Origin of the sequence: Actinokineospora alba, from assembly GCF_004362515.1 — a bacterium.
GTDB classification, from domain to species: Bacteria; Actinomycetota; Actinomycetes; order Mycobacteriales; family Pseudonocardiaceae; genus Actinokineospora; species Actinokineospora alba.
This window is the reverse complement of the sequence record NZ_SNXU01000001.1, coordinates 6362536-6378527: the sequence shown is the minus strand read 5'-3', so window position 1 is coordinate 6378527 and position 15992 is coordinate 6362536. Positions and strand designations below refer to the sequence as shown.

Annotated in this window: 12 protein-coding genes; 3 read left to right on the top strand and 9 right to left on the bottom strand. The window is 71.9% G+C overall.

The annotated features are described in order from the left end of the window. Positions 1–2: 2 nt before the first annotated feature. From C8E96_RS28930 to C8E96_RS28895, 8 genes are read right to left on the bottom strand one after another with little or no spacing between them, the layout of a single operon-like run. Positions 3–1367, bottom strand: a complete 1365-nt coding sequence (locus tag C8E96_RS28930) for a TrpB-like pyridoxal phosphate-dependent enzyme (protein ID WP_091378041.1) — start codon at positions 1365–1367, stop codon at positions 3–5. Continuing rightward, complete coding sequence (locus C8E96_RS28925) at positions 1364–2068, bottom strand: transglutaminase-like domain-containing protein (RefSeq protein WP_228770015.1); 705 nt, start codon at positions 2066–2068, stop codon at positions 1364–1366. The genes C8E96_RS28930 and C8E96_RS28925 overlap by 4 nt, the downstream gene beginning before the upstream one ends. Further along, positions 2065–3210 (bottom strand): acyl-CoA dehydrogenase family protein, encoded by a 1146-nt coding sequence (locus C8E96_RS28920; RefSeq protein WP_091378043.1) that lies wholly within the window; start codon positions 3208–3210, stop codon positions 2065–2067. The genes C8E96_RS28925 and C8E96_RS28920 overlap by 4 nt, the downstream gene beginning before the upstream one ends. Before the next feature lie 22 nt (positions 3211–3232). Next, positions 3233–3607, bottom strand: coding sequence for an ectoine synthase (locus C8E96_RS28915; RefSeq protein WP_091378047.1), 375 nt, complete (start codon positions 3605–3607; stop codon positions 3233–3235). Further along, the gene (gene trpA, locus C8E96_RS28910) at positions 3604–4440 is read right to left on the bottom strand and encodes a tryptophan synthase subunit alpha (RefSeq protein ID WP_091378050.1); all 837 of its coding nucleotides are present in this window, start codon (positions 4438–4440) and stop codon (positions 3604–3606) included. The genes C8E96_RS28915 and trpA overlap by 4 nt, the downstream gene beginning before the upstream one ends. Further along, a complete protein-coding gene (locus C8E96_RS28905; RefSeq protein WP_091378053.1) occupies positions 4433–5461 on the bottom strand; it encodes an anthranilate phosphoribosyltransferase in 1029 nt (342 codons plus the stop codon). Before C8E96_RS28905 ends, trpA begins: the two co-directional genes overlap by 8 nt. 1 nt (position 5462) lies before the next feature. After that, on the bottom strand, positions 5463–5723 hold the full coding sequence (locus tag C8E96_RS28900) for an acyl carrier protein (RefSeq protein ID WP_091378056.1): 261 nt from the start codon (positions 5721–5723) through the stop codon (positions 5463–5465). Then, entirely contained in the window at positions 5723–7213 is a 1491-nt protein-coding gene (locus C8E96_RS28895; protein ID WP_228770016.1) for an AMP-binding protein, read from the bottom strand. Before C8E96_RS28895 ends, C8E96_RS28900 begins: the two co-directional genes overlap by 1 nt. Positions 7214–7566: 353 nt before the next feature. Here C8E96_RS28895 and C8E96_RS28890 point away from each other — a divergent pair, with 353 nt between their 5' ends. From C8E96_RS28890 to C8E96_RS28885, 3 genes are all read left to right on the top strand, one after another. Next, positions 7567–10650 (top strand): type 2 lanthipeptide synthetase LanM family protein, encoded by a 3084-nt coding sequence (locus C8E96_RS28890; RefSeq protein ID WP_091378058.1) that lies wholly within the window; start codon positions 7567–7569, stop codon positions 10648–10650. Positions 10651–10814: 164 nt separating this feature from the next. Further along, complete coding sequence (locus tag C8E96_RS33580) at positions 10815–10967, top strand: hypothetical protein (protein WP_166658145.1); 153 nt, start codon at positions 10815–10817, stop codon at positions 10965–10967. A 103-nt stretch (positions 10968–11070) separates the two neighbouring features. Beyond that, positions 11071–13998 carry an ATP-binding protein gene (locus tag C8E96_RS28885; protein ID WP_228770017.1) on the top strand — a complete coding sequence of 976 codons (2928 nt, stop codon included), beginning with the start codon at positions 11071–11073 and terminating at the stop codon, positions 13996–13998. Positions 13999–14277: 279 nt separating this feature from the next. Here C8E96_RS28885 and C8E96_RS28880 read toward each other — a convergent pair whose 3' ends face one another. Next, on the bottom strand, positions 14278–15759 hold the full coding sequence (locus tag C8E96_RS28880) for an aminotransferase-like domain-containing protein (protein WP_091378065.1): 1482 nt from the start codon (positions 15757–15759) through the stop codon (positions 14278–14280). Between the last annotated feature and the right edge of the window lie 233 nt (positions 15760–15992).

Here is a 15992-nt window from a genome sequence, read left to right as displayed (position 1 = left end):
GGTCAGGCGCCCGGGAATCCGGGCAGATCGGCCAGCGCCCGCGCCATCTCCACCTCGTCGCAGTCCTCGTCGCGCAGGGCGCCGGTGAGGTGGGCCTCGTAGGCGGACAGGTCGAAGTGGCCGTGGCCGGACAGGCCGAACAGGATCGTCTTCGCCGTGCCCTCCTCGCGGCAGCGCAGGGCTTCCCGGATGGCGACCTCGATGGCGTGGGTCGACTCCGGCGCCGGGACGATGCCCTCCGCCCGGGCGAACTGGATGCCCGCGGCGAAGCAGGCGGTCTGCTTGACGGCCTCCGCCTCGATCAGGTTGTTCATCAGCGCGTCGCTCACCAGGGGTGCCATGCCGTGGTAGCGCAGGCCACCCGCGTGGAACGACGGCGGGATGAACGTGCGGCCCAGCGTGTGCATCTTCAGCAGCGGCGAGATCCCGGCGGTGTCGCCGAAGTCGTAGGCGAGCTTGCCGCGGGTCAGGGTCGGGCACGCGGCGGGCTCCGCGGCGATCACCCGGACGTCCTTGCCGCCGCGCAGTTTCGCGCCGATGAACGGGAACGCGAGCCCGCCCAGGTTGCTGCCGCCGCCCGCGCAGCCGATCACGATGTCCGGGTAGTCGTCGGCCAGCGTCATCTGGGCGATCGCCTCCTGCCCGATGACGCTCTGGTGCAGCAGCACGTGGTTGAGCACGCTGCCGCCCGCGTAGTTGGTGGCCGGGTCGTTCAGCGCGATCTCCATCGCCTCCGACGTGGCGATGCCGAGGCTGCCCGAGCAGTCCGGGTCCTCGGCGAGGATCGCCCGGCCCGCCTCGGTCTCCACGCTCGGGCTGGCCACGCAGCGCGCGCCGTAGGTCTCCATCAGCAGCCTGCGGTAGGGCTTCTGGTGGTAGCTGACCTTCACCATGAACACCTGGACGTCGATGTCGAACATCGCGCCCGCCAGCGACAGCGACGAACCCCACTGGCCCGCGCCGGTCTCGGTGGCGAGCCGGTTGATGCCCGCTTCCTTGTTGTAGTAGGCCTGCGCGATGGCGGTGTTCGGCTTGTGGCTGCCCGCGGGGCTGCCGCCCTCGTACTTGTAGTAGATGTGGGCGGGGGTGTCGAGGGCGCGCTCCAGCCTGCGGGCGCGGAACATCGGCGACGGCCGCCACTGCGCGTAGATCTGCCGGACCGGCTCCGGGATCTCGATCTCGCGTTCCCGGCTGAGTTCCTGGCGGGCCAGGACTTCCGGGATGAACGGCGTCAGGTCGTCGACGACGATGGGGGCGCCGGTTCCGGGGTGCAGCAGCGGTTCGGGGTTCGGCAGGTCCGCGGCGAGGTTGTACCAGGTGCGGGGGATCTCGTCTTCGCCGAGCAGGTACTTGATGCGGTCGGTCATCGGGAACGCTCCTGGGGGGCTGGGGTGGCTGGGGTGGCGTCGACGACGAGGGAGCCGTCGGCGAACCGGTCGGGGGTGGCGAACAGCGCGGGGTGCGCCGCGCGCAGGCCGTCGATCACGAGTCGGTAGGGCAGGTCGGCGAAGTCGCCGTGGGTGTGCAGGAACTCCATGTGGCGCTTGCCGCGCAGGTCGTACGGGTGGTGCATGCTGTCGGCGGTCCCGTCGAAGTCCAGCGGCGTGATCCCGTACAGCCGGCACAGCGTCTTGTTGAACACCGGCGTCGCGGTCACCCAGCCGCCGTCGAGGCCCACCTTGGTCAGGCAGTGGAACCGGAACACGTCGCCGCCGACGAGTGCGCGCAGCCGGTCGGACGCCAGGTGGTTGCGCACGTCGGTGAGCACGAGCCTGCTGGGCACGCCCGCCGCCCGCAGCGCGGCGGCGTAGAGCACCGACTTGTGCAGGCACATCCCCGATCCCGCGGCCAGCACCGAGCTGGCGCGCAGGCCGGTGCGGGACAGGTCGGCGCCGTACACCTCGTAGCGGACGCCGTCGCGCACCGCCAGGTACAGCGCGGCGGCCCGCTCGCGCGGGTCGTCGGCGCACTTGCCGATCGCCTTCTCGGTGAACTCGCGAACCTCGACGGACTCATGGTCGAGGAACTCGGTGGCCGCCAGTTCAGCGGATGTCCCGGCGCCGATCACTTGGTCACCCCGATCATCGACGCGATGCGGTTGCGCTGGATCTCCGAGGTGCCCGAGTAGATGGTCCCGGCGACGGCGTTGCGCAGGTCCTTCTCCAGGCCGTACTCGGACATGTAGCCGTTGCCGCCGAACAATCGCACCGCGGCCATCGCCGAGGCGACGTTGCTCTCGCTGGCGACGAGCTTGGTGATGGCCATGTCGACGGTGACGTTCTCCCCGCGGGTGAGCCGGGTAGCGGTGTCGTAGAGCCACTTCCTGGTCGTCTCCACGCCCATCTTCATCTCGACGATCTGGTGCGACACGGCTTGGTACGCCCCGATCGGCTGGCCGAACTGGACTCGCTCACTCGCGTACCGCACGCAGCGTTCGAGCCGGTGGACCATCTCGCCGAGGTTGATGGCGAACGAGCAGAGGACCTCCCACTTCATGACGTGGTTGAGGACCAGGAACCCGCCGCCGGGCTTGCCGATGACGTTCGCCGCGGGCACCCGGCAGTCGTCGAAGAACAGCTCGCACAGCGGTGAGGTGCGCAGGCCCATCTTCGAGATCGGCTTGCCGACGGTGAAGCCGGGTGTGTCGCGCTCGACCAGGAACGCGGTCGTGCCCAGCGGGCCGCCCAAGGGGTGTGTCCGCGCGTAGACGATGAACATCCCGGCGATCGGCCCGTTGCTCACGAAGGTCTTGCTGCCGTTGAGCACGAAGTCGTCACCGTCGCGGACCGCCGAGGTGCGCATGGCCAGCGCGTCGGACCCGCTGTCCGGCTCGGAGATCGCGTGCGCCCCGATCGCCGCGCCGGAGCAGATCCGGGTGAGGTGCGCCCGCTTCTGCTCGGCGGTGCCGAAGCGCTGTAGCGGAACCCCCGCGCTGACCATGTGGGTCGACACCGAGAAGTTCAGCCCGCCGTCGCGGCAGCCCGCGCCGAGCCCTTCCAGCAGATACATCGTGGTGAGCAGGTCCAGCCCCAGTCCGCCCCACTCGGGGTCGAACGGCAGGCGCAGGATTCCGCACTCCTGGATGAGCTTCCACTTGTCCCACGGGAACTCCGCGTCGGCGTCGCGCTCGACGTGGTCGGCCGAGAGCGCCTCACACCACGGCGCGAGCCCGGCGCGCAGGTCACGCTGTTCCTGAGTCCACTGGATCACTGTTCTCGGCCGCCTGTTCGGATCAGTAGTGGGAGAACTCGGCGGAGTCGAGATTGTGCACTTCGTCGCCGCGCAGCGCCGGGCTGAACACGCACACCAGCCGCAGGTCCGTTTCCGGTGCGGCGACGAGGAAGTGCGCGTCGTGGCGGTCGAGCGCGTAGATCGTGCCGGGCTCGATGGCGTGCGAGACGCCGTCGGCGTCGATGACCTCGCCGCTGCCCTCGATGCAGTAGCAGGCCTCCAGGTGGCGCCGGTACTCCAGCCGGGACTTGGTTCCCGCCCGGACGAGGGTGTCGGTGATGGTGTAGCCCATGCCATCGGATTCGAGCAGGAACCGGCGGCTCAAGCCGTTGCCCCATTCCACCGTGGTCACGTCGGAGATTCTTCGGACGATCATTGCCCTGTTCCTTTCGTGATGGCAGCCGTCGCGGGCTGTGGTTCCCCTGGTGCGCGCAGAGTCGCGACCAGGTCGGCGAGTTCGGTGACCACGTCGAGTCCGTGCGCGTCGGCCCGTTCGACCGCCGAGACGGCCGCGCTGCCGACGATCGCGGCGTCCGCCCCGGTGGCGCCGACGGCTTCGATGTCGGCCCGCGTCTTGACGCCGAACCCGATGGCGATAGGCGCGTTCGCGAGCGGACGCAGCCTGCGCACGACCTCGTTCAGGTGTGCGAACCCTTGTGGTGCCGCGGTTCCGGAGCGGCCGTAGTGCGCGACGAGGTAGAGGTACGCCCCGGCCAGCTTGGCCGCGTCGTCCTGCACCTCCGGCAGCGAACTGGCGTAGCAGGTGGTGACCACCGGCATCGCGGCCGCCGTCGCCGCGTCGAGGTACCGTCCTTTGAGGACGGCGGGCATGCCGTGCAGCAGCACGCCGTCGGCGCCCGCGTCCCGCACCTGGCCGAGGAAGCGCGGCAGGCCGACGGGGCGCACCGTATGGCTCCAGTCGGCGAGCAGCGCGATGCGCAGCCGCCGCAGCCGGGGCCGGGTGCCGCGCACCGCGGTGAGCACGGCGTCGAGGTCGGCGCCGCGGGCCAGTGCCCGCCCGGCCGAGGCCCGGATCACCGGCCCGTCGGTGAACGAGTCGGGGAACGGGACCGCCAGCTCCAGGCAGTCCACACCGGACTCGTCGAGCATCCGCAGGACGTCGGGCAGTTGGTCGAGCGGGGGATCCCCAGCGTTGAGGAACAGCGCCAGCCCTGGGCCCGCGCCGCGCCGGACGAAGAAGTCAGCCATGGGCCACCGCCGTCCGGTCGCCCGCGCTCAGCCGGGCGAGCAGGTCGGTCGCGGCGCCGTCGCGGACCGCGGTCTCGGCGGCGTCGAACGCGGTGTTCCAGGTCGCGTGGGCGCCGGAGAGGACGGCGAGGGTGGCCGCGTTGAGGCACACCGTCTGCACCGCGGCGGGCGGCGCGTCCCCGGCGAGCACGCCGCGGAAGTGGTCGGCGACCGCGCCGAGGTCCGCGGGCGGCGCGAGGTCGCGCAGGTCCCCGGCGTGCAGCGGCAGGGTGGCCGGGCCGATCTCGGTGACGTCGCCGCGGTCGCAGCGGTGGATCACGTTGTCGGCGAAGCTCAGTGCCTCGTCGGCGCCGATCTCGTTGGCGCACAGCCACGTCCGCCGCCGCGGGGTGCGCACGGCGAGGGCCCGCAGGGCGGTTAGATCAGCCCGCCGGGAGACTCCGGTGAACTGGGCGGGCACCGACACCTGGGCGAGGAACGGCCCCACGGTGTTGATGAACCGCCCGACCACCCGCACGTCGAGCGGGAGCACCTCCCTGGCCAGCATGGCGATCTCGGGCGGGTAGACGAAGTAGCCCGCGAACGCCACGCCGAACCGGTCGAGCGCGTCGGCGGCCTGCTCGGCGGAGTCGGCCAGGCCGATGCCGAGCCGGTCGAGCAGGTCGAACGAGCCGACCCGGCTGGTGTAGGCCCGCGAGCCGGTCTTGAGCACGCGCACACCCATGGCCGCGGCGACGATCGCGGCGGCGGTGGAGACGTTGAACGTGCGCGGCCCGCCGCCGGTGCCGACGATGTTGACCGCGCCGGGGAACTCGTCGTCGGCGGTCCGGCGCTCGGCGAGGGCGTCGAACAGCGCGGTCAGGCTGAGGTCGTCGGGCATCGCCGTCGTCAACGACGTCAGCACGGCCGCCGCCTCACCCCGGGTCAGCCTGCGTGCGCGCAGGCGGTCCAGGAACGAGCGCCAGGTCGCCATGTCGACCGGGTGCTCGCGTCGGGTCAGCTCGACCAGGAGGTCGGACATGTCAGCTCGCCCCGGCCGGTGCGAGCGCGCAGCGGATGAACTCGTCGATGGCCTCGATGGTGCGGAAGCTGTCGGGGGCCAGTTCGACGTCGTCGATCGGGACCGCGAACCGGTCCTCCAGCCAGGCGATCACCTTGAGCAGGCCGAGGCTGTCGATCACGCCGCCCGCGAGCAGGTCCTCGGTGACGCCGAGCTCGTCGGCGGGCACGTCCGGGAGGAACTCGTCCAGCACGAATTGCTTGATCTCCTGCAGGTTGCTCATCAGGTGCCCTTCTCTACGTGGTCGCGGGTGATCCGAGCGCGGTCCGGTTTGCCGGTCGCGGTCCTGGGCAGGGGCGTGTCGAGCAGATGGACCGCCGACGGGATGGCCTGCCGGGGCAGCCGGTCGGCGCAGTGCTTGCGCACGGCGAGGCTGTTGAGCGAGCGGTCCCGTCTGCCGACGAACGCGTGCAGCGCGGTGCCCGCGACCGGGTCGGGCAGGGCGAGGACAGCCGCCTCGGCGACGTCGGGGTGCGCCAGGAGCACGCGCTCCACCTCCTGCGGGTTGATCCGCACCCCGCGGACCTTCACCTGGAAGTCGGTGCGGCCCTCCAGCGTCAGCTGCCCGTCGGGGTGTCTGCGCACCAGGTCGCCGGAGCGGAAGTACCGCCCGGCCCGCCCGCCCGGGCCGGGCCCGAAGCGGTCGGCGTCGAGCGCGGGATCGAGATAGCCCGCGGTCTGGAACGGCGTGCGAACATGGAGTTCACCCACGCCCGGCCCGTCGATCACCGCGCCATCGCTGTCCACCAGCACCGCGTCGACGCCGCTGATCGGCTTGCCCAGCGGCACCGGCACCCCCGCGCCGGGGTCGATCTCGTGCAGGAAGCTGTCGTTGGTCTCGGTGCAGCCGTAGAGGTTGTGCAGGCGCGCGTTCGGGAACAGGTCGGGCAGGGCCGCCAGACAGCGCTCGGGCAGCACATCCCCGGTGACGATCACGTGGTCCACAGTGGACACCGGTGTGCGGGTGTGGTCGGCGAGCAGCTGGAAGAACATCGGCACCGCCTGCACCACGTTCACCTCGTGCGCGACCAGCAGGTCGAGCAGATAGGCGCCCCGGGTCGAGTGGTCGGCCTCGGCCAGCACGACCCGGCCGCCGGCGGCCAGCGTCGTCCAGAGGTCGAGCAGGCTCAGGTCGAAGTTCAGCGGCGCGTAGCTGAGCACTGTCCGATGTGGACCGATGTCGAACTCCGCGGCCGCCCAGTCGGCGAACCGCGCGGTGGCCCCGGTGCTCAGCGGGACCACCTTGGGCAGGCCGGTGGAGCCGGAGGTGGTGAGCATGAAGCCCACCTCGTCGGGGTCGCTCGCGGTGGGCAGCTCCGGGCCGTCGCCGTCGGTGGCGATCACGTGGTCGACCAGCGGCCGACCCTGCTCGGTCGAGAGCACCGCGACGCAGCCGGCCTGGGCGAACAGCGCCCGCAGCGTCGGCTCCGCCAGGGTGGGCGAGGGCAGCAGGAACGGGCGGCGCTGCGCCAGCAGCGCCAAGACCAGCGCGATGGCGTCGGGCGACTTCGCCGCGAGCACACCGACCGGCGCGCCCGGCGGCAGGCCGAGCGCGTCGAGCCGGGCGTAGGCGGCACGAGCCAGCCTGTGCAGGCCGCCGTAGTCGACCTCGGTGTGCCGCCACACGAGCGCGGTGGCGCCGGGCCGCCGGGCGGCGCGCGCCTGGAAGCGGTGGACCAGCGACCGCGGCGCCGACCGGTCGGTCGGCCGCACGGGCGCCTCGGTGGCCGGAATCGGCCTGGGTAACCAGGTTTGCAAGGTTGGCCTCGTCGATCGGAGTGGACCGCGTCTGGTGCCGACGGTGCGAGAAATGCTGCGAGAAGGCTGCGAAAGAGCCGGGTCAAGATCACCCGCAAGGCCCAACGTAGGCGCGGCGGTCGGCGAGTGGCATGGGTGGTGCGTACCCAAATTCCCAGGTGGCCCCGGCCGCGTGGATCGGCGATCGGCCTACGCCGTGATCCGTTCGGCCGCAGCCGGGTTGCGCCCGGCGGCCCCGCTTACGTGGCCCCGCCGACGGTTCCGACGCCTGTGCGCGCGTCAATCGCGAAAGTGCGTAGTTTCCACCCATGACGTCGCGTACGCCCCGTGGCACGGTCCACCGCGTGACCGGACAGCCCAACGGCGGCGAATTCCCCGACCCGGCCTGGTGGGCACCCGGGATCGCGCTGCACGAACGGCGTGGCACCGAGGTGGACGCGGGCGTGCTCGACGCGCCCGCGGCAGCCGGGCGGCTGGACCGGTGGCGGGCCGTCCACGGGTCCGCCGAGGCCTTCGAGCGGCGCCTGGCCGAGACCGGTCTGCACGAGAAAGCCCTGGCCGCACTGCTCTGCGAGCCACCGGTGAGCCTGGCCTCGCGAGTGGACAAGCCGACTTGGGCCGAGACCGTCGAACGCGCGCTGGCTTCGGCACCCGTGGGGGAGCTGTCGGCCGAGGCGGACTGGCGGGACGCTTTCGCGGTGCCGTTGCGGCCGTTGGTGTCCGACGCCGTCACCCGACTGGCCGAGTCGGTGCGGGGACTCGCCGAGATCGACCTCGACGCGGTCGCGCGCGGCTTCGCGGACCGGCTCAGCCGCGACCTCGTCGAGACCGCCACCGCGACCCTGGTGGCGAACCTGGGCGACGCCGCCGCCGCGGGCCTGCTGACCGGCGCGGATGGCGCGCAGCGGTTCACCGACTACGTGCGGCGCCTGACCCGTCCGGCGAACCTGGCCGCGTTCCTCGCCGAATACCCTGTATTGGCGCGGTTGTTGGGCCAGGCGGCCGACTTCGCCGTGGAGGCGCACACCGAACTGCTCACCCGGTTGGCCGCCGACCGGGCCGCGGTGGTCGCCAGCCTGTTCGACGGCCGGTCGCCGGGGCGCCTGGTGGGCGTGGAGGCCCGGCGCGGAGACTTGCACCGGCGCGGCCGGTCCGTCGCGATCCTCACCTTCGCCGACGGCCGCCGGGTGGTCTACCGCCCGCGGGACGTGCGCTCGCACGTGCGGTTCGGCGAACTGGTCGGCCTGCTCAACCACGCCGTCCCGGACCTGGCGCTGCGCACGGTGGACGTCGTCGAGCGGCCCGGATACGGCTGGCTGGAGTTCATCGAGACCGGGCCGCTGCCTGACCTGGCCGCCGCGGACCGGTTCTACCGCAGGCAAGGCGCCCTGCTGGCGCTGCTGCACCTGGTGCACGCGGCCGACATCCACTTCGAGAACCTGATCGCGAGCGGTGACCAGCCGGTGCTGGTCGACATGGAGACCCTGTTCCACCCCAGGCTGGCCACCCCGATCCCGGTGACGGACCCGGCCGCCGCCGCGCTGTCGGACTCGGTGTACCGCACGTCGCTGCTGCCGGTGATCGTCGTCGGCGAGAACGGCGCGATCGACGTCTCGGGCATGGGCGGCGACCGCGGGGCCGTCGCGCCGGACATGGCGATGGACTGGGAGTTCCCCGGCACCGACCGGATGCGCCCCATCGCCCGGTCCGTGCCGTTCCGCGGCGCCGACAACCGGCCGCGCCTCGCGGGCCGCGACCTCGCGCCCGAAGACCACGAAACGGCCCTGCTCGACGGATTCGGCGTCGCCTACGAGGCGGTCATGCGCCACCACAAGGACTTCGCGGCCCTGGTCGAAAGCTGCGCGGACGTCGAGGTGCGCGTCATCGCCCGACCCACCCGCGGCTACGTGACCCTGATTGAGGAGTCGACCCACCCGGACCTGCTGCGCGACGCGCTCGACCGCGACCGGGTGCTGGACCTGCTGTGGTCCGAGGCGGCCGGTGATCCCGGTCGGCGCGGGCTGTCCCGGCACGAGGTGGCCGACCTGTGGGCGGGCGACATCCCGATCTTCACCGGCAAACCGGGCTCCGCGGACCTCTGGACCTCCGAGGGACACCGGGTGTCCGGGGTGATCGAGCGGACCGGGCTGAGCCGCGCGCTGGAGAAGGTCGGGGCGGGCAGCGAAGCCGACCGCCGTGACCAGGCGTGGATCATCTCCGCCACCCTGGCCACCCGCAGGCCCGCCGCCCCCGGCGCCGACGTCGTGCCGCTGGCGCTGGCGGGCACCGCGGCCGACCCGCAGCGGCTCGTCGCCGAGGCGTGCGCCCTGGGCGACCAGATCATCGCCCGGAGCATGGGCGACCGCGACCGGGTCAACTGGCTGGGCCTGGAACTGGTCGACGACCGGCAGTGGCTGGTGCTGCCCATGGGCGCCAGCATGGCCAACGGGTACCTCGGTGTCGCCCTGTTCCTCGCCCAACTCGCCGACCTGACCGGGATCTCCCGCTACGCCGACGTCGCCTCGCGTGCCGTCGGCGCGATCCCCGCGTTCTACGACACCGTGGCCGCGCGCCCGGACCTGGTGCCGGTGATCGGCTGCGGCGGCCTGCACGGCTTCGGTGGCATCGCCTACACCCTGACCCGCCTGGCCACCCTCCTCGCCGACACCGAGCTCGGCTCGTGGGCCGAGCACGCGGTCGACCTGGCCACGGCCGCGACGCGGGCACCGGGCTCGGCCGACTGGGCCACCGGCAGCGCGGGCTGCCTGGCCGCGATGACCGCCGTGCACACCGAATCGGGCTGTGCCGCGGCGGGCAGGCTCGCCGCGTCGTGCGCCGAGGAACTGGCCGAATACGTCGAATACGGGGATCTGGGCCCACACCACGGCTTCGCCGACGGCGCCGCCGGAATCGCCTGGGCGCTGGGCACCTATGGCCGGGCGAACGCCGACGGCCGGGCCACCCGCGCCGCGCGCGAGGCGATCACCGGTGCCCCGCAGTCGGCCGAACCTGGCTGGCATTCGGGGGAAGCGGGCCGATGCGTGGCCCGGTGCCTGCTCGCCGAGCCGGTCGAGGACAGGCCGCGGCCTGTAACGCGCAGGCCCGTGCTGCGCGATCTGAGCTTGTGTCACGGAGAGCTGGGCGTCGTCGACACCCTCACCGTGCTGGCCGCCGCCGACCGACCAGGTGCGGCGCGGGCGATGCGCCGCCGGGCCGGGCTGGTGCTCGACGCGCTCGACCGCTACGGGCCGGTGTGCGGCACGCCCGGGGGTGTGTTCACCCCTGGCCTGCTCACCGGGGCCGCGGGCATCGGCTATGGACTGCTCCGGCTGGCACACGTGGACCGGGTGCCGTCGGTGCTGATGCTCCAACCAGGATGTGGGCCGGCCTGATCGGCCGGCTCGTCAGGAAAACCGTCAGTGGGAGGAAACCCGTGTCCGACAGACAAGCTGAATCCGTGGTGTCGCAAGAGTTCACCGCAGAGGATCACGTGGCCGGAGGTGACGGCCAAGCGTTACCCGAGCCTGGCCGTGGCCTGCGGAGACTGCGTCCCACGGTGTCCTTCGGACTGCGTGCCGCGGCCCTCGCGGGGCTCGTGGTGACCGCGGGAGCCGCGACGGCGGTGGGGTTCAGCGGCATCTTCGACGATCCGGCGAACCTCGCGTCGTGGCCCACCAGCACGACGTGCTGCCCGGAGAAGCCCAAGTAGTCGTGGGCTGAATGCCGACGCGGATGGCGGACCGGGCGCAGACCCGGGCCACCATCCGCGTATCGATAGACCACCTTTGACTGACATAGGTACTGTGCGGCCCGTGAATCGGACTTCAGTCATCGTCGGGCGAGACGATGAACTCGATGCGATCGAGTCCGCGCTGAAGTCCGCGCGCGGGGGGCGCGGCGGCGCGATGTTCCTGGTCGGCGAAAGCGGAATCGGCAAGTCGCGGCTCGCCGCGGCCGCCGCGGATCTCGGCTTCGCCGCGGACATGCGGCTGCTGCGCGGCCGCGGCAGCGCCATCGGCCCGATGGTTCCCTACCGCTCGCTGACCGAGGCGCTGCTTTCGCTGCTGCGCACCGGCGACCCGATCGACGTCGCCGCGCTCGGTCCGTACCGGCCGATCCTGGCCCGGCTCATCCCGGACTGGGGCGACCCGCCCGCCGAGGCCGAGTCCGCGTCGCTGGTGATCCTGGCCGAGGCGGTGCTGCGGCTGACCGGGCTCGCCGGGCACGAGCGCGGCTGCCTGATGATCCTCGACGACCTGCAGGACGCCGACGCGGAGACGCTGGCGGTCGTCGAGTACCTGATCGACAACCTCGACCGGCAGCCCACCATGCTGCTGGGCACGATCCGCGCCGACCAGTGCCCGGCGCTGGACCTGGCCCGGTCGGCCGGGCAGCGCGGCACGGGCGTGCTGATCGAGCTGGACCGGCTCGACCGGGCCGACATGCGCAGGCTCGTCGGCTCCAATCTCGGTGTGCGCGCCGAGGAGGTGCCCGAGCCCGCGGTGGACCTGCTGTGGGCGGGCAGCGCGGGAAACCCGTTCCGCATCGAGGAACTGCTCGGCGGAGTCATCGACGGCGGGCTGCTCGTCCAGGGCGGCGACGGGTGGCAGGTCACCGACGAGCTGCACACGACTCTGCCGGCCACGTTCGTGCGCAGCATGGCCACCCGGGTCGACTTGCTCGGCCCGCGCACCCGCGACGTCCTGTCGGTCGCGGCGGTCCTGGGCAGGCGGTTCCCGCCCGCGGTGGTGCAGGCGGTCACCGGGCTCGACTACCGGGACCTGCTCAGCCATCTGCACGGTGATCTCGCGACCCAGTTGGTGGCCCCGGACGGGCACACGCCCGACTGGTACGTCTTCCGGCACCAGCTCATCGTCGAGGCGCTGCTGACCCTGCTCAGCCCCGGCGAGCGGGCGCGGCTCGCCCATGAGGTCGCCGACGGGGTGGAGCGGGTGTACCCGGGGCTGCCGGGGGAGTGGTGCCAGCTGTGCGCCGCCCTGCGGGTCGACGCGGGCGACCCGGTCCGCGCGGGCCTGCTGTTCGCGGAGTCGGGCGCTCGGGCGCTCGCCCAGGGTGCGGCCCAGTCGGCGGTCACGTTGCTGGACAAGGCATGGGATCTGCTCGCCCACGACCCGGCGGCGCGGGCCGCGGCCCTGGAGACCCAGCTCTACGCGCTCGCCGAGGCCGGGTTGATCGACCGGGCGCTCGCCGTCGTCGGCATCCTCGACCAGGTGGGCGCCGGGCTGTCGGCGCAGCGCAGGGCGCGGCTGCACACGCGCATCGCGTGGGTCGCTGTGCACGCGGGCCGGGTGGCCGACGGACTCAACCAGGTGGCCGCCGCCCGGGCGCTGATCGGCCCGGACGCCGCCGCCGAGGACACCGCCCCCATCGACGTCGTCGCCGCGCACCTGGAGATGGACGTGCCGGGGCCGGGGCAGATGCGCAAGGCCGAGGAGATGGCTCGGCGGGCCGCGGTGGTCGCCGAGGCCGTGCCGCTGCCCGCGGTGGCCTGCCAGGCGTTGCAGCTGCTCGGGGCGTTGACCCGCCCACGCGACCCCGAGGAGGCCACCGCCCTGCTGGAGCGCAGCAGATCCCTTGCCGTGCAGCACAACCTGCCGATCTGGGAAACCCACGCCTTGGTCCGCCTCGGCCACGACGGCGCCCTGCGCGACGGCAGCATCGACCGGCTCGAACAGGCCCGGGAGCAGGCGTCCCGGTTCGGCGCGGTGACCGCCCGCTACCAGGCCGAAGTCAACATCGCCCTACAACTCATCCTCCGCGGCGACTTCGACGCGGCCGGGACGCTGATCGAGCAGGTGGTCGCGGCGACGACCCGGTTGAAGCTGTTGGAGACCACCCAGTACATGCTGCTGTACCGCGCGGTCCTCGCGGGCCACCGCGGCCGACGCCGAGACCTGGACACCGCCCTCGCCGAGTTCCACCACCGGGGCGGCGACCAGGCCCAGCACGCGTCCCGGGTGCACGGCCTGGCCCGCGCCTTCTGCGCCCTGCTGGAGGAAAACCCGGACTTGGCCCGCACGGAACTGGCCAGCTCACTCGCGGCTGAGGAGAGCAACCCCAACATGTTCCAGCTCACCGGCCGGTACGGGTTGGACCTGCTGCTGGGCGCCCTGTCCGGCGAAGTGGACTGGACCCGCTACGACCGGGTGGTGGCCGCCCCGGCGAGCAGGCTTCGGTGGGACCGCCAGTTCGCCGTGTTCGCCCGAGCGGTCCTGGAAGGGCAAGCGGGTCACGCTGAAGCAACGGCCACCGTCGCCGAGGCACTGGCTATCGGCGAGCCGTATGCGATGGCCCGCCACTTGGGTCTCCGTTTGGTGGGGGAGGCCGCGTTGGCGGGCGGCTGGGGCGAACCCGTCGAGTGGCTGCGTGCCGCTGAGGAGTACTTCCACACCGCCGAAGTCCCGGCCGTTGCCGGTGCTTGCCGTTCTCTGATGCGCCGGTCGGGGGCGAAGATCGCGCAACGGCGGGGTGGGATTGATGAGATACCGGTGGCTTTGCGGTCTTCTGGGGTGACGGTGCGGGAGTACGAGGTTTTGCGCTTGCTGGTGAAACGGTTGGGGAACAGGGAAATCGCTGATCAGCTGCATTTGTCGCAGCGGACGGTGGAGAAGCATGTTTCCAGCTTGATCACCAAGACGGGGTTGCCGAATCGGATCGCTTTGAGCAAGTTTGCTGAGGGGGCTTTCGCGGCTGACACTCCGGGTGCCGCCTCGCGGTGATAGCGCAGGAGTGCTCTGCGCGGGGGAATCCGGGGGTGGGCCCCTCTGGCTTGATTGTTTAACTCTCGATCATCGGCGTCAAGGGCGGCGCGAGCGCCGTCGCTTCGCGATCAGCAAGCTGACCCTTGACACCGATGATCGAGAGTTAAAGGCGGCCAGGACGAGGGGCAAGGGGGAAGTGCAGGGGCAACGGGTCCCATAGGCGCCCTCCGCGCTAGGTCGGCCGCACAGTTCAAGCCGGCCGTGCAGTTACAGACGCCCGGCAGCCGAAACCGGCAGCTAGATGATCGGCCCCGGCACTTCGCCCACCGGACCATGCCGGCGCAAATCGTTCCAGGCCAGCGCAAGTCGATGCACCAGTTCAGTCAGCACATCGCTGGGCAGTGTGAACGGCAGCCGCACGTAATTGTCATGGCCCCCACTCGGGTCGGTCGCCGATCCAGGCACCAGCTCCACCCCATGCCGTAACGCCACCTGGGCGAAGATCTGTGCCGAGGTGTCCGGTAGCTCGATCCACAACGCCGAGCCCCCATCCGGCGTTCGCCACCGCCAACTGGGGAGCCGGTCGGTGAGCAGGTTCTGCAGGTGATCGAGCCGCTGCCGCAAGATGTCCCCACGTGCCGCCGCGATGTCCGACAGTTTCGGCAGCAGCCGGGCCGTTAGTGCCTGGTCCAGAACCGGGCTTCCGAGGTCCGCCCGCACCTTGTACCGGGCCAGCCGCTCGATGATGGCGCTGGGCCCACGGACCCATCCGATCCGCAGGCCGCCCCACACCGCCTTCGCCATCGAACCCACCGTGAGGATTTCCGCGTTCCCCCGGGCGAAAGCGCCGATGGGGGACAACGCCGCCACGCCGTCGCGGCTGACGAAACCGGTGTAGGCGTTGTCCTCCAACACCGGTACGTCGAACTTCGCGGCCAGTTCCGCCACCCGCTGCCGTCTGCCGGTGGACATCAAAGCGCCGGTGGGGTTGTGGAAGGTCGGCATCACGTAGGCCAGCACCGGCTTCTCGTCGGCGAATGCCTTCGCGAGGTGGTCGGGTCGGATGCCTTCCTCATCGAGCGGGACGCCCACCAATCGCGCACCCGCCGCGCGGAAGACGTCGAGGCAGCCCGGCCAGCTCGGTGACTCGACGATCACCGTGCACCCCGGCCGCAGGTACATCTGCGCCACCAGGCCGATCACCTGCTGCGCGCCCGTGGTCACCAGCACCTGGTCCGGGGTCGTGGGCAGCCACAGTTCCGCGTAGTGGTCGGCCACCGCCTCACGCAGAGGTGGGTAGCCGCGGGGGTGGTAGCCGACGTCGGCCATCAGGTCGTCGAGGTCGGTGCCCGCCAGGTCGCGGATGGCTTCGGTCAGTTCCGGTGCCGCGGGCTCGACCGCCATGGCCAGCGAGATGATCTCGCCCGGCCCGTCGACGAGCCGCTGGAAGATCGAGGTGGCCCGGCCGCCGGGGACCCGGCCGTCGGACCCGGAGGACTTCGGCCGGGCCCGGGTGGCCACCCGGGTGCCGCTGCCGCGCAGGCTGTCGACCAGTCCACCGCCGCGCAGTTCGTCGTAGGCGGCCACCACGGTGGCCCGGCTGACGGTGAGCAGCTTGGCCAGGTCCCGCTCCGAAGGCAGGCGCTGGCCCGCCCGCAGGTCGCCCGCATCGATGCACTTCGCGACCGCGCCCGCCAGCTTTCGGTACAGCGGCCCGTGCGCGGTCGTCCAGTCACCGAGTAGCTCGACAAGTGCGCCCGCGTCGGTGAGACGGTCCATTTCGCTCCACTGGCCTGAATTGGACCGGTGTGGCCCGCCCTCGCTGCGGTCCGCGCCGATCACGGGTGTTACGGCCCGCTTGGGGGACGGTATCGGAACTTCGCCGCTCCAGAACGGTCCACATCGCCGGACATTGGCACGGGTGAGGCGCGGTGGCGCCCGGCAGGCTGCGGAGGCGAACCGGCCACATCGGTGAAGTGGACCGGCGCGGGGGCCACCAGCGCTTGGGAGAG